Source organism: Yoonia sediminilitoris, from assembly GCF_003058085.1.
Taxonomy (GTDB): Bacteria; Pseudomonadota; Alphaproteobacteria; order Rhodobacterales; family Rhodobacteraceae; genus Yoonia; species Yoonia sediminilitoris.
In genome coordinates, this window is the sequence record NZ_QBUD01000012.1 from 92,692 (window position 1) to 107,050 (window position 14,359).

Consider the following 14,359-nt stretch of genomic DNA (forward strand, 5'->3'; position numbering starts at 1 on the left):
TTCGAAGGTGGATTGGAGGGCTTATTATACCAAGAGTCCAACTTCCCGTCGTCAACCCAAAACGCAATGCCTCGAACAAGGGGCGGATCATCAGCCAGAAACGACCGCTGCTTCCCAAACAGGTGTGGCCCATCCGCGCGCTGCTCGAACTTGCGGGCTATCTACGCGATCTCGCGCTGTTCAATGTTGCGATTGATAGCAAACTGCGCGGCTGCGATCTGGTCAAGCTCGCAGTGGTCGATTTAGTCAAAGACGATCACATCCGCGAGCGAGTTTCGGTGACCCAATGCAAGACCAAAAAGCCAGTTCAGTTTGAACTGACTGAAAACACCCGAGAAACCGTCATTGCATTGGTCAGATCGCCTGAATTGCTCTGTTGCCGCTTCATGTTTTCCAGCCGGTTCCATGACCGTCCGCATATCTCAACGCGTCAGTATGATCGGCTTGTTCGTGACTGGGTCACATCGATAGGATTGGAACCGACCGGCTACGGCACCCATTCAATCCGCCGGACTAAAGCTGCAGAGATCTACCGGCCAGCCTGGATGCATGGCACCTTTATCAACGCGGCTTGTGGCATGCTCACAAGTATACTCAGGAAGACACAGAAGATGCGCATCGGTTCTTTTTTGATGCCAAAGCCCAAGACCCAAGCTTTGCGCCGCCACATGCTGGCATTGCCTATGTATCTTATTTGAGAGTTGCTCTTGGATACACCGATGATGCCGGATGCATTTTTGGTGGAGAAGTTTGAATCTGGCGAACATGCAGTCGCTCTTGATGACCGGGATGCCTTTGCCCATTTCGGTCTTGCTCGCGTCGCGACATTGCTTGGAAAACATGATCTGGCAATCGCCGAGCTTGAAAAGGCAGTTTGGCTCAATCCCCAGGATCTCAAGAAATGGATGAAAACAGAATTTCTTGACTCAGACAAAAAACTACAAAAAAGTCAGGGTACTGCAACTAATTTGGGAGTTAAAGAGGATGTCTGTTCACGAGAAATTGTTGTGCTCAACTGTCGCACTGTTTGCGCTGGCTGCTTGCGGTGGCAGCAGCGGAGGAAATGGCGGCGATGTAGGCGATGTAGACGATGTTGGCAGTAGCGATGTTGGCGATGTCGGCTTCGTCATTAGCAGCGAAGAACAAGTCTTGCGCGTTTTCGCGGAAGGCGTGGGCGACGTCTCTGACGTGCTAGCGAGTGACGGATCATTAAGCGCGCGCTCGGTCTCGTTGGCGACAACCCTTGAGACCTACACTGGTTTTGATGTTGGGACAAACGAGCTTGTTGAAGGTTCATTAAGATTTGAGGGTGACGGTGACGATCTGTTGGTTACTTTCTCAACAACTGGTGATCCTACACCGACCACCGTAAGGATCGTGGGTGCGGCGTCCCTGGACGACGACCAAGTCGTCATTGACAATCCCGACATGTACTTTGACTTGTTCGTCGGCAATGGACAGACCTTTGCCGACTTATTCGATAGTACTACCGGAAGTGGTTATGCGGTGCGTGTTGGTCTGTACTTTCAGGACGGCGACGATAATTTCGGCCTGAGTGGACGTGGCGTGATTGGCACCGAGACGACCGACATGATAATGGAGCAACTGGCGATTGACGGGGGATCCGCAAGTTATTCCGGCTATGGCAGTGTTGAATTGCGCCAGACCGATGCCACGTTCAATGGTTTTAATGGCTTCGTCGATGGCAACGTCGCGTTGGTTGCCGACTTTGGTGCCGGGGAGATCAGCGGGGAGATGACTAACCTCTTTTACCAATTCCGGACAGGGCCGGTAGTGGACGAGACCGGTAACCCGGACGGGTCCATTCTTTTCAACAATGCGTCGCTTGGAGACGTGAATGGATTCCAGGGAACAATGTCTGCGTCCCCCGCACTCCGGGCCGCCAACGATCAGATCGCCGATATCGCTGACGGGCTTACCTATTCCGGGGCCTTTTATGGCCCGGCAGCTGAAGAGGTTGGGGGCGCTATTGAAGGCGGACCAACGACTATCGGAGAAGACAGTTTCGTTAGTAACGGGTTCTTTACAGCGATCGACCGCGACTAGATCTTTTCTTCCCTTGTGGCGCTATAAGGCGCGCATCACGTCGGCCCTCAGGAGGCCGGCGTTTTCATGTGATCTGACAAAACTGCGAACGAATTGTCAGACCCACCCAAAATCGACAGCGGCGTCCCGCTTAGCAGACCTTGGTGCAAAGCACAGCGAAAGTCCGGTTCCCGCCCTTCTTCCGTATGTGCAGTTTGCAGCATCAATCTATTTGGGCTCTCACCTTCCGTCAGTTGTTACTTGATCAAAGATGCGCGCTTGATCGCTTCAGACTCCGCCGACGGTGCTGTCAGACCAATTCGAAACAGTCTCAGTTTGCTGCAGATTGCGTGAACTTGCCCCGAACAGAGTTGGCGCCACTCGGTTAGAGCGGCGTTTCGGTTGCGCTTAAAACTATCTCGGCTGTAAAGAGTGTTTTCCTGAAGCGAAGCATTGCCCGTTCTCGTCGTCATAACGGGAGATGTGAATTCTCTGCCCGATTGTTGAGCCAGCGGCCTGTTTCCTGGCGACCGGCATTGCCAATGACCTTCATCGCAGCACCATATGACCGCAGTTTGTCGGTCACAACAATCTGTGGTTGACCGTAACGCTTCATGGATTTCCTGAGGAATTTCAACGCTGCTTTGCGATCCCGGCGCTTTGTGACATAGCTTTCCAGCACTTCTCCTTCGTGATCCACGGCACGCCACAGGTAATGCGTCTCGCCGTTGATTTTCACGAAAACCTCATCCAGGTGCCACTGCCAGTTTGAATAGGATCGCATCCGGCTTAGCCGACTTCTACGGATCTCAGACGCAAACATCGGCCCAAATCTGTTCCACCAAAACCGCACCGTTTCGTGACTGACTTCGATCCCGCGTTCGTGAAGGAGATCTTCGACATTCCGCAGCGAAAGCGGAAAGCGAACGTATAGCATCACCGCCAGGTGGATGATTTCTGGTGACGTTTTGAGGTAGCGGAATGGAGAGCGTTTTGTCATCCAAAGAGGCTAGGGCGGTGTCCTGCCCGCATCGAGCGGGTTTTGTCTGACAGTGCCGTTCTGGTGAAGGTGCGTTGTAGCGCTTGACTGCATCGGCAATGTCGCCCTTGGGCCGTGAACGACGTCGATACCGGTGGCGTTGGCGTTAGATGCTGCGCTGCATCCGAGGTCAGCTTCGAGCCCAATATTGACGACAACAGATCGTGTGGCTACGCTTTTTTATGAATAATGATTATCACCTTTCTAGCGATGCCGACCGTGTGGCAATCGAGAACGGAACCGCCAATCCAAAGTGGTTCCGCCCTGATGTTGATCCGCAAGATATTCGCAATCTGATGCAAAAATCTGATGCGATTGCGATGCGCGACACAGCAATATGGCTCGGTATGATGATTTTAACTGCTGGATGTACGATCGCACTTTGGCCGTCGTTTTGGTCTGTGCCTTTCTGGTTGGTTTATGGTGTTCTTTATGGGTCTGCGGCGGACTCGCGTTGGCATGAATGTGGACATAGAACCGCGTTCAAAACCGCTTGGATGAACAATGCGGTCTATCAAATCGCCAGCTTCATGATGATGCGTAACCCTGTAATCTGGCGGGCCAGCCACGTGCGTCATCACACAGATACAATCATAGTAGGGCGTGATCCCGAAATTGTTGCTATGCGTCCACCGGATTTGGCGCGCATTGCCTTGGCATTTATCGGGTTGCTTGATGTCTACACCGCATTCAAACGTATGATCCTGCACGCCAGCGGTCGAATTGATCCTGAAGAAAACATGTATGTCGCGCCAAAGGATCACGCAAAGGTATTCAGGGTCGCTCGTATTTGGCTTTTTATCTATGCCTGCACAATTGCAGCGTCGGTTTTGATGACCTCCATTCTGCCGCTTATGTTGATTGGTCTGCCGCGCCTTTACGGTGCATGGCACCATGTCTTAACGGGTTTATTGCAGCATGTCGGTCTTGCCGAAAATGTTTCAGATCATCGCCTGAATACGCGTACCGTGTTGATGAACCCTGTCAGCCGCTTCATCTACTTGAACATGAATTATCATTTGGAACACCACATGTTCACAATGGTCCCCTATTATAATCTGCCCAAGCTACATGAGTTGATCAAACATGATGTCCCACGACCAGAACCATCGATCTATGCAGCGTTCAAGCGATTGCTTCCGGTGCTGGTCAAGCAATTGAATTATAAAGACGTGGTCATTGTGCCGGATCTACCTGCTGGAGCTACCCCATACCGGACAGAGGTCGAAAAGCTACGACCGCATGCAGTCTGACGTGTAAGTATCCCAACGACAGTTTTTTCCCGCTCTACCGACCTTGAGCAATACTTCGACCTCGCGGGCGCAGCCAACGTCCGGAATGCGGACTGCGACCGCAGCATCGCGAAGGTCCCGCCAACGTCCGCAATGGGCCGTCCCTGCAAGCGAGCGGCCACTTGCAAAGACTTTTCAAGCCGTAATGTGCCGTGTGGTCGCATAGAGCCTTAACCCGAGCCCCTTTTTGGCAAGAAGCATCAGTGATGCTATCCTCATCGCGGAACAAAAACATGGGTGGGAACAATGAAGATTGCAACTGTAGCAACGGGTGGAATCGGTGGCTTTCTGGCCGTCAAACTGGGCTTGCGCGGGCATCAAATCGCGACGATCGCGCGCGGGGCCCACCTAGATGCCATATCCAAGAACGGTCTTAGTCTTGCCGCGCCAAGCGGCAAATTCACCATTCAACCGTGGATCGCGACGGATGATACCTCTCAGGTCGGAGAGGTCGATGCGATCATTTTCGGCGTCAAGGGAGATGACCTCGAAGCCGCGGCCGAGGCTTGCAAACCCATGTTGGGGAGCGATACCGTCGTGGTGCCATTCCTGAACGGCGTAGAGGCCTCCGATCGACTCGCGGAGATTTTGCCGGAAGCCAATGTCGCCAATGGAATGGCTCAGGTTTCCACAACCATCTCGGCACCAGGACTGATTGCGCAAACTGGAGATTTTAACCTGTTCGTTTTCGCCGAACGCGACAGCCGACCATCGGACCGGATTGCGGCACTTCAGAAAGCATTGACGGACGCGGGCGTATCGGCACCGGAAACGGATGATATCGAGCGCGACCTCTGGTCCAAGTTCGTTCTTTTCTCCGCCGTATCAGGGGTTACCGCGGCAGCCCGCTGCACCATTGCCGACATCACAGGTATCCCGGAATTGGCCGCTGTTTTCAGGGAGGTCGTGCGTGAAACTGCTGCGTTGGGCCGTGCTTCTGGTGTCGCTCTACCGGATGACATCGAGACAAAGACTTGGGAGCGGGTGCAAACGCTTCCACCTAGCATGCGGGCCTCCACAGCAATCGATGTTGAACATGGTCGGCCGTTAGAGATCGAATGGATATCTGGTGCCGCAGCACGAATGTCCGAGAAAGCGGGACTGGACGCACCAATGAACAGAACTCTTTATGCTGTGTTGCTGCCACATAAGGCCGGCCTCTAACGTAGCTCGGCTTGCCGGCAAAGCGATGCCTGTGTCAGTTTCGTCCCGCTCAGCGGACCTAAGTGGTGAGCGCAGCTAACGGCAGGTTTGAGCCCAATTTGACCGAAGCTGCGGCACGTGCGAATGGCGGCGAGCCGCAGGAAGCGGACTTTGCTTTGTAATTAGTTACTTAAGTGATGACCACAAGAGCACCCACAGACACCGTCACTTGAGAATTAGTCCCCTTCGCTCTGCATGATGCATTGTTCCAAGACGTTGAGGCGGTCGCTATGCCATTACAGGTCGTGGCCGCAGATACCAGTACCAGACACGGTAGGCCTCAAGCGCGATCAGGGGGCCAAAGTGGACAAGGGCTGGTGCCGCGCCGTCCCAATCGTTCAAAGCGGCCCAGTGCACCAGTGTCAACACAGCTGCGGCATAGGTCCACCTTTGCAACCACTTCCACCATGTGCCCATTTTGCGAACGAAGTAATCCATTGATGTCAGGGCCAGCGGTACGAAGATGATAAACGCGATCCAGCCAGTCCAGATGTAAAGGCGCGGCAATTCATCAACGACTGTTGTCAGTGAGGCCTTATCCAGCAGGTAGAAAATCGTGTGCAGCAACGCATAACCAAAGGAGGCAACGCCCAGATAACGGCGGTTGCGTTTCAACCATTGCGGTCCTCGCCAACCCTTTAGCAGCATTGCAAGAGGCGTCGCCATCATTAGCACGATCAACAACCGTGCGGAGGTTTCACCGGAAGGGTGCACAAGCTGGTGGAAAACACGCGGATCATCGGATGTCAGTGCGGTGAAAGTCATCATGACCCCGAGGGAGGCAAGCACTGCCCATGTGAGATAAGGTGAGGTTGCTTCAAAGAAACGTTGCATATCGGGGCCCAAGCTAATGTGAATGTTTAGGTTATACGCCCGAGCCATGAGTTTCCGTCGCGGATCGGGCGATATTTTTACTTCTTAAGGGCGGGGATCATGCGTGCCAGCGTGCCGTCTTTGCGCACGAACTGGTTGAATATGGCCGCAGCAGCGTGGGCTGTAATCAGGGCAAACAGCACAAGGTTTAACAGCCAATGGACATAGCCCAGATCTGCGACACCGTTCCATGTCATACCGCCTGTGATCACCATGGCAATCAGTGTTCCATAAAGCGACCAGTGTACAACTGTGGCAATCTTGGCCTGCATCGGGGATGTGCCAGGGGCGTGACCGGGGGCACCAAAGCGAAAGCGCAGATAAAGCCGTGCAAGCACTGCCAGCAGGATTGTCGATCCAAATCCAACATGGACCAACGCCATCGTGGCGTCGTTGCCTTCCGCTGTTGCGCCAGTCCGCATGGCCTCAACCGTGCGTAAGATCGGCTCGTGGAACAGCCACTGCACCCAGATGGCCGCGAAAACGACCCAGTGCAAAATGATCTGTGCGGGGCGGTAGGATGTCGGGGTATTTGTCATGGGGCTCTCCTATTTGGCAGCGCGAAGGGTAACTGCGACGCCTGCGGGGTCGGTTCCGCGCAAGACATCGCCGTCTTGGTGTAGATGTGGTGAGGCGACGTCTTCACCATGTGTGAACAACTCGTAGTGCACCAACCCAGCCATATCTTGTGGCATAGGCGGGCGGTTTGGCCCGGCCCAAATATTCATGGCCAACCGGTGCGTGTTGGGGGCACCCGCGCCCATATCGGCAAAGCCCCAAGCATCCAGCGTCAGGTGACGCTCAAATCCAAGGGTTTCGAACCAGTCCAATGCAGGCTCCAGTGCTGGCACCTTGAAGTGCAGATGCGCGAGGTAGCTGTCGTCTGCCATCGGTACCATCGGATCTGCGCCCGCGGCATGGGCCAGTTCGGCCCTCACATCCAGCGGTCCGCGTCCAGAATGGGCGTTGCCGTCAACATCGAACAAAGTCAGGCCCTTTGACATATTTCCAAAATGACTAAACCGTTCTGGTGTCTCATAGGTGATCTCAATCTCCAGACCATCAGGATCATGGAAGTATAGCGATTTCGCCATCAAGTGATCCATCGGCCCGACCTGCACATTCAGTTGGATCAAACGGGCAAGCATGCGTGAAAACTCGACCTGACTGCGCACGCCGATAGCGACGTGATACATGCCCGTGAAGGGCGCTTTGACGGGGGTTTCCGCACCGGGATGAAGGACGATCAGGGTGCGATCCCTTGTTCCAAGTGCGATGCCGGGCGCTGAGTGATCGCGTTCGATCAAACCCAAGGCCGAGCTCCAGAACGCAACCGCGCGATCAAGTTCGGTCACCTGAAGTTCGACAACTCCCCAGGACAGGCGGTCAGTTTGCGGGGAAAGGTTTGTGTTGGCGACAAGCACAGAGTTGAGCATGGGAAGGCAACCTTTTGCAAAGGAAAGGGCGCCCCGGCAGGAGAAACCGGGGCGCGTTGGAATGGATTAAGCGCGTGGTGCGATCGGTGTCTTGTTCGTGCGGCCCCAGATCACAAAAGCGGCCAGTGCGAACAGGATCACGTTGACCGGCACCACTTCGAATTCGCCGCGTATGATGTGCAGGCCAGCGGCCAGAACCATGATCACGGCAAGACCGGCTGCAGCCCATTTCGTCAGGTGCGGCATGATGCGTGTGGCGGTGGGTAGGATCAGACCCAGACCGCCTGCGACTTCTGCAAGGCCAATGAATTTGATCAGCAAGAAGGGTGCGTTTTCGGCCCAGCCCATGCCCATCGCGACCAATTCGGCTGATCCGGACATCAGCTTCGTCGCGCCTGCCATCAGGAACATCGCAGCCAATATGGCTTGGGCGACCCAAAGGCCAATATTCCAGCCCTTGCTGGCTTGTACCGGGTTGGTTTCAATCGTTGTCATGTCGTTCTCTTTCTAAAAATCGCTTATCCAGCGTGTTGTGATGAAAACAGGAATAAACCTTTCAATTTGTGACATCATTAGGTTATTTATTGATTGAATGTTTACTGTGAGTTGATGATGGACACACTTCTAAGCCTGCGTGTTTTTGCCGAAGTCGCAGAGCACAAAAACTTCTCTTCCGTCGCAGAGCGCCTGAAAATCTCGCCTGCGATGACCAGCAAACACGTTAAACATGTGGAGGCTCGCGTCGGTGCGCGCCTGCTCAATCGCAACAGCCGTAATGTGAGCCTTACCGAGGCCGGTGCGCAGTATTTACAAACGATCCGCCCTTTGCTTGACGGGCTGACCGAAGCCGAAGCGCAATTGACGACAGACAGCCTTTCACCGCGCGGTACGCTCAAAATGTCGATGCCTGTTTGGATGTCTAACCCGGGTTTTGCAAAAATACTGACCGCCTATCATCAGCAAAACCCGCATGTAGCTTTTGACATCGACCTGAGTGGCCGCAAGATCAATATGGTTGAGGAAGGTGTCGATCTGGCGCTGCGTGTTGCGTTCAAATTGGACGATGGGCTGATCGCACGAAAACTGGCAGAGGTCACGTTTCAACTTGTGGCAGCACCAGCGTTTCTAGACAGCTTTGGCCGCCCTAAGACTTCGGCAGATCTGAACAACGCCCCGATGCTTGCATATTCTCAAGTTGCAGCGGACGGACGTCTCAAATTTGGTGGGGAAGAGGGGATGGATATTAAGCTCCGGCCAATTTTGACCAGCTCTAACGAGAGCATTCTTCATCAAGCGGCTGTTGCTGGCATGGGCTTTGCAATGCTTCCAAACTGGGCAGCCCAGAACGATATAAGGGAAGGCCGACTTGAAGCAGTGTTGCCCATGATTGCATGGCCGAAATTGCATGTTCAGGCTATTTACGCTGATCGGAGCTATCTACCTGCCAAGGTAAGAAGTTTTCTGGACTTCTTGGCTGGGCCGGCTGGGTTCTCTGACGTTTTGAAGTAACAGATCGATGACCAAATGTATGACCTAGGCAGCTAAGTCGTATGGTTTAATAAAATGGTGCCGCGCATCGCAGACCTCAGCGATGATCCTATTCTCGTCGTTAATGTTTTACGGTAGGTGAAAAGGCGCGAATAGCGGCCGTTCAAGCCAAAAGTGTTTACGGCAGGTTTGTCCCGCTTTGCAGTCATCCGACGGCTAGATGATTGTGCTGTTGCCGCGAATGGCCGCTCCGACGGGCCGCGCCGCAGCATTGGGCAGGCATGGTCAATGTCCGCAAAGGGCCGTCCTAGTCGGTCGGAATGGTCTGAGACAATAAGGATACGCTGCATTGCGGAAGGCAGCTCCGAGCCCATTTTGCATATTTTCTGTGTTGCTGCGAATGGCCGGTATCGGGAAACTAATAACTGGTCGCAGAGATGAACGCCCAAAGAAATTTTCCTTCGACGTCACTCAGCATGTCCCAAAGTTCGGTTATCGCTGCTATGGCATCCCCGCGTTCGTGAACAAAGATTGCGAATTGTACACCTGCTACCGCATCCCGATCCATCAACGGGTCAAGAAAGGCTCTGTCCTAATGATTGCGCGGTGGATACCACCGCCGCTTGTGCCCGAGCAAGCGCGTAGGTATCCAGTCGGTCTTGAGGCCCGGAGACCGAAACCGCTCCGTAAAACTGCCCTGTTGCATCGATTACGGGTGCTGCAACCGCTGCAATATGAGGATTGCGCTCGCCTTGAGAAATGCAACTTCCATCCTTTTCAAGGCGGGCTTTCGCCGCGCTATCACCAAGAACGAAGGCTGCCAAAACATGCCCTGCTGCACCCGATTGCATTGTCAAACGCGCCCCTTCTTCAAGATGATGACGCACGGGATCTGGCGAATTTTCGCGGTAAAGGCACAAACGCTCATCCTGATCAGGAACATAGAACGAAGCCGTCTCACCGGTGTCTCTGACAAGCTGGCGCAAAGCAGGACGAACAGATTCGCCAAGTTCAAAGGATCTGCGATACAGAGCACCAAGCCGCCACAATGCTGGTCCAAGTCGAAAACGCCGGTTCGGATCGCGTTTCAAGTATCCGTATCGCTCCAGTGATGCAGCCAGGCGACTGACGTTGCTCTTATAGAGCCCTGTTTCTGCAGCTATCTCTGTCAGTGTTAGCGATTTCTGCTCTTTCGAAAACGCCTCCAAAATTGATAGTGCCTTTTCGACCGACTCGACGCGATATTCTTTCATTAGTTCTACTCTGCGCAATTCATTTCCATTATAGTTGCGTTTAGTAGGACTGTTTGTCTACCAAAAAGGCCTTGATAGAATTCATGGGGCCCAATGAAACCACTTGCCAACATCCGCGTACTCGATCTGACTAATGTGCTAGCAGGTCCGTTTTGCTGCCATCAACTGGCGCATCTCGGTGCTGAGGTGATTAAGGTCGAGGCAGCAGGAAGAGGCGATCTTGCACGCCAGCTTGGCGCTGATCCCGACCTGAATGCCAAGGGCATGGGCGTTTCGTTTCTGGCGCAGAACGCAGGCAAGAAATCTTTCACCGTCAATCTTAAGCACCCCGAAGGCAAAGCGCTGTTTTTACGCCTTGTTGAAAGCGCTGATATCGTCGTCGAAAATTTCCGCCCCGGTGTGATGGAGCGGCTGGGCGTAGGATACGATACCTTAAAGGCGGTGAACCCCACATTGATCTACTGCGCCATTTCCGGTTTCGGACAGGATGGGCCTTGGGTGGACCGCCCAGCATACGACCAAATCATCCAAGGCGCATCGGGGGTGATGTCAATCACGGGCGATACCGATAGTGCGCCGCTTCGCGTGGGCTACCCGGTGGCTGATACGGTTGGCGGCATCACGGCGGCATTTGCCATCACGTCAGCACTCAATAGCAGTCCGCGCGGCGCTTTCATCGATGTGTCCATGCTGGAGTCCGTGCTGGCGACCATGGGCTGGGCGGTCTCGAACTATCTAATCGCGGGCGTTGAACCCACTGCTAATGGCAACGAAAACATGACTTCAGCTCCGTCTGGCACGTTCAATGCCATGGGCGGCCCCATCAATATTGCGGCCAACAAGGACGAGCAGTGGGTTTTGCTGACCAATCATTTGGGTTTGGCCAGTTTGCAGGACCGACCCGAATACGCCACCCGCGAAGATCGCAAGCGCAACCGGTTGGCATTAAGGGCAGAGCTTGAGGCGGTCCTGAAAACCCGTCCAGCACAAGATTGGGCGCAGGAATTGAACACCGTTGGCGTCCCGTGCGGTGTGGTTCTCAGCGTTCCAGAAGTCTTGCAAACGCCGCAGGTTGCGGATCGCGGTTTCCTGCACGCATTCAAAAATGTGCCGGGGGTCGGGCGCGACATTCAGGTGGTCACGACGGGGATCAAGATCGACGGCATCACGCCAACAGTAAAAACGCCGCCCCCTCTTTTGGGGCAACACAACGCGGCCATATGCGCCGAACTGGGCCTGTCTCAGGCAGAGCTTGATAGGTTAACAAAGGATGGTGCGATATGAGCAGTTCTGGCAACGATGTGTCTGATTGGTGGACAACCGACATCATCGACATGGCACCGGGGGAAATCCGGCTGCGCGGCTACCCAATAGAAGACCTCATCGGGCAGATCACCTTCCCCCAGATGATCTGGCTGATGACCCGCGGCGCCCTTCCGACGCCCGATCAGTCCCGATTGTTGGAATGTGCCTTGGTTGCCGCCGTGGATCACGGGCCGCAAGCCCCTTCAATCGCAGCTGCGCGGATGGCCGTGACATGTGGGCTGGGCCTGAATGGTGCAATGGCGTCGGCTGTGAACATGCTTGACGATATCCATGGCGGGGCCGGTGAACAGGCCGTCGCGCTTTTTACCTGGATCGATGATGCTGTTCAGGCTGGGCAGTCGTTGCAAGACGTCGTGCCAGCCATGATCGACCGTTGGCAGGCCGAGCAGGGAAAATTCATTCCGGGCTTCGGGCACCGCTTTCACAAACCCGAAGACCCACGTGCGCCCCGCCTTTTGCAAATGGTGGATGACGCGGCTGCAAACGGTACGGTGTCCGGGCGATTTGCGGCCATTGCGCGCGCGATGCAGCACACGCTGAACACGCGCAAAGGCAAGCCGGTTCCGATGAATATCGATGGCGCAACTGCCGTGATCTATGCAGAGCTTGGTTTTGCCGGACCACTGGCGCGCGGATTGTTTTGCCTTTCCCGGTCCGTGGGCATCATGTCTCACGCTTGGGAGCAGATGAACCAAGGTGGCAGGAACAAGGGACCAACCCCACCTGAATACCGTTGGACTTATGGGGGCCTCAATCCGATTGGGCACCCAAAGCGGGCGCTGGAATAGCCCCGAAAGACGATTACAGCATCAACATTTTGGAGGAGTAAACATGCTGAAATTCACAAACACACGCCGGGGGGTCTTCGGACTTTTGGCGGCATCAACAATGGCGATGGGCCTTGGCACACTTGCATTTGCAGATGGTCATCAGATTCTGGATGACATCCACTTTCTGATCCCCGGCGGGGCCGGTGGCGGCTGGGATGGCACTGCGCGTGGCGTTGGCGAAGCGTTGACAGAATCCGGCCTGATCGGATCCGCGTCTTTCGAAAACATGTCCGGCGGCGGTGGCGGCACAGCTATCGGCTACTTGCTCGAAAACGCAGACAGCCTAGAGGGCACGTTGATGGTGAACTCGACGCCCATCGTGATCCGTTCGCTTACAGGTGTGTTCCCCCATAACTTCCGTGACCTGACATTGGTTGCGGGCACCATCGGTGACTACGCAGCGATTGTTGTTCCAGCGGGCAGCGACATTTCCACGATGGATGATTTCCTTGCGGTTTATGACGCAGATCCTGCTGGCACGCCGATTGGTGGTGGATCGGTTCCTGGTGGCATGGACCACCTTGTGGCCGCGATGGTGATGGAGGCCTCTGGCCGCGATGCCCTTGGCGTCAACTACATCCCCTACGATGCCGGTGGTACAGCTATGGCGGCTTTGCTGTCTGGTGAAATCAAGGCGCTGTCGACTGGCTTCTCCGAAGCAGTTGATCTGGCCAACCAAGGCGAAGTCAAGATCATCGGGATCACCGCAGACGCCCGCGTTGATGCGGCCCCTGAGGCGATGACCATGATGGAACAGGGCATCGACACCACCTTCGTCAACTGGCGCGGCTTCTTCGGCGCACCTCGCATGTCGGACGAAAAGCTGGCCCAGTATCAGGCCGCGATTGCCGCGATGTATGACACCGAAGAATGGGAAGCCGTGCGGGCGCGCAACGGTTGGGTCAACATCCACAACCCCGGCGATGATTTCCGCGTCTTCCTTGAGGAGCAGGAAACCGTCATTGGCGATCTGATGACAAAGCTGGGCTTCCTCTAGGACCCTAGCGTCAATCCTAAACACAAGGCGGAGCGTTCAATCGCTCCGCCACTTTTTCAGACATATCGGGGGATGGGCTGATGGCCTTGGATCGTTGGATCGCACTTATTCTTTTGGGCATCTGTATCGTCTACGGATACACCGCGTGGTTCACGATGGATGCCGGCCTCGCGCCGTTCATGCGTCGAAACCCTGTCTGGCCAAGCAGTTTCCCTAAAGTACTGTCCGTTCTGGGCATCGCCGCCTCGTTCATCATTCTGATTGGACTTGAGAAGGGCGAAGAAAAGATCGGCGAGATCGACCACCGCCGTCTGGATGACTATTTCTACGGACAAGCGCTCTTGCTGTTGGCCCTCATGGTGGTCTACGCTCTATGCTTGCGCCCCGTTGGATTCCTAATTTCAACCGCCGGATTCCTAATAATCGGATCACTAATTCTGGGAGAGCGAAAGTGGCATATCATGCTGCCGGTCGCCATCTCAGCGACGTTCGCTGTTTGGTATCTCGTTCAAGAGGTCTTGAGCATCTACATGCGCCCACTACCGACGTTCATCACAAATTTGACTGGAGGCTGAT

General features: G+C 54.7%; 14 protein-coding genes and 1 pseudogene. 9 read left to right on the plus strand and 6 right to left on the minus strand.

All coding sequences use genetic code 11. The features are described 5' to 3' along the window. The first annotated feature begins 26 nt into the window (after positions 1-26). On the plus strand, positions 27-698 hold the full coding sequence (locus C8N45_RS17980; RefSeq protein ID WP_108387681.1) for a tyrosine-type recombinase/integrase: 672 nt from the start codon (positions 27-29) through the stop codon (positions 696-698). A 223-nt stretch (positions 699-921) separates the two neighbouring features. Beyond that, complete coding sequence (locus C8N45_RS17985; protein WP_133176009.1) at positions 922-2,067, plus strand: transferrin-binding protein-like solute binding protein; 1,146 nt, start codon at positions 922-924, stop codon at positions 2,065-2,067. Between the two features lie 236 nt (positions 2,068-2,303). Here C8N45_RS17985 and C8N45_RS17990 read toward each other — a convergent pair. Next, a pseudogene (locus C8N45_RS17990) lies at positions 2,304-3,046 on the minus strand (IS6 family transposase). Between the two features lie 221 nt (positions 3,047-3,267). Between C8N45_RS17990 and C8N45_RS17995 the strand changes: the two are divergent. Next, complete coding sequence (locus C8N45_RS17995) at positions 3,268-4,338, plus strand: fatty acid desaturase family protein (RefSeq protein ID WP_108387644.1); 1,071 nt, start codon at positions 3,268-3,270, stop codon at positions 4,336-4,338. A gap of 285 nt (positions 4,339-4,623) precedes the next feature. Then, positions 4,624-5,541 (plus strand): ketopantoate reductase family protein, encoded by a 918-nt coding sequence (locus C8N45_RS18000; protein WP_108387645.1) that lies wholly within the window; start codon positions 4,624-4,626, stop codon positions 5,539-5,541. Between the two features lie 267 nt (positions 5,542-5,808). On the opposite strand, the gene C8N45_RS18005 is transcribed toward C8N45_RS18000, so the two are convergent. The 4 genes from C8N45_RS18005 to C8N45_RS18020 all read right to left on the minus strand — a co-directional run bounded on the left by C8N45_RS18005 (position 5,809) and on the right by C8N45_RS18020 (position 8,384). Then, on the minus strand, positions 5,809-6,414 hold the full coding sequence (locus C8N45_RS18005; RefSeq protein ID WP_108387646.1) for a protein-methionine-sulfoxide reductase heme-binding subunit MsrQ: 606 nt from the start codon (positions 6,412-6,414) through the stop codon (positions 5,809-5,811). A gap of 77 nt (positions 6,415-6,491) precedes the next feature. Further along, positions 6,492-6,992, minus strand: a complete 501-nt coding sequence (locus C8N45_RS18010) for a cytochrome b (RefSeq protein WP_108387647.1) — start codon at positions 6,990-6,992, stop codon at positions 6,492-6,494. Positions 6,993-7,001: 9 nt separating this feature from the next. Next, a complete protein-coding gene (locus tag C8N45_RS18015) occupies positions 7,002-7,889 on the minus strand; it encodes a VOC family protein (RefSeq protein ID WP_108387648.1) in 888 nt (295 codons plus the stop codon). Positions 7,890-7,955: 66 nt separating this feature from the next. Next, positions 7,956-8,384, minus strand: coding sequence for a DoxX family protein (locus C8N45_RS18020; RefSeq protein WP_108387649.1), 429 nt, complete (start codon positions 8,382-8,384; stop codon positions 7,956-7,958). A 114-nt stretch (positions 8,385-8,498) separates the two neighbouring features. Here C8N45_RS18020 and C8N45_RS18025 point away from each other — a divergent pair, with 114 nt between their 5' ends. Continuing rightward, the gene (locus C8N45_RS18025) at positions 8,499-9,398 is read left to right on the plus strand and encodes a LysR family transcriptional regulator (RefSeq protein WP_220270425.1); all 900 of its coding nucleotides are present in this window, start codon (positions 8,499-8,501) and stop codon (positions 9,396-9,398) included. 554 nt (positions 9,399-9,952) lie between these two features. Here C8N45_RS18025 and C8N45_RS18030 read toward each other — a convergent pair. Next, positions 9,953-10,630: an IclR family transcriptional regulator gene (locus C8N45_RS18030; RefSeq protein WP_108387650.1), complete on the minus strand. Its 678-nt coding sequence runs from the start codon at positions 10,628-10,630 to the stop codon at positions 9,953-9,955. Between the two features lie 93 nt (positions 10,631-10,723). Here C8N45_RS18030 and C8N45_RS18035 point away from each other — a divergent pair, with 93 nt between their 5' ends. The 4 genes from C8N45_RS18035 to C8N45_RS18050 all read left to right on the plus strand — a co-directional run bounded on the left by C8N45_RS18035 (position 10,724) and on the right by C8N45_RS18050 (position 14,358). After that, the gene (locus C8N45_RS18035; protein ID WP_108387651.1) at positions 10,724-11,914 is read left to right on the plus strand and encodes a CaiB/BaiF CoA transferase family protein; all 1,191 of its coding nucleotides are present in this window, start codon (positions 10,724-10,726) and stop codon (positions 11,912-11,914) included. Continuing rightward, entirely contained in the window at positions 11,911-12,744 is an 834-nt protein-coding gene (locus C8N45_RS18040; RefSeq protein WP_108387652.1) for a citryl-CoA lyase, read from the plus strand. Before C8N45_RS18035 ends, C8N45_RS18040 begins: the two co-directional genes overlap by 4 nt. A gap of 100 nt (positions 12,745-12,844) precedes the next feature. Continuing rightward, entirely contained in the window at positions 12,845-13,783 is a 939-nt protein-coding gene (locus tag C8N45_RS18045; protein WP_181868958.1) for a Bug family tripartite tricarboxylate transporter substrate binding protein, read from the plus strand. A gap of 80 nt (positions 13,784-13,863) precedes the next feature. Further along, the gene (locus tag C8N45_RS18050) at positions 13,864-14,358 is read left to right on the plus strand and encodes a tripartite tricarboxylate transporter TctB family protein (protein ID WP_108387654.1); all 495 of its coding nucleotides are present in this window, start codon (positions 13,864-13,866) and stop codon (positions 14,356-14,358) included. The last annotated feature ends 1 nt before the right edge of the window (position 14,359 follow it).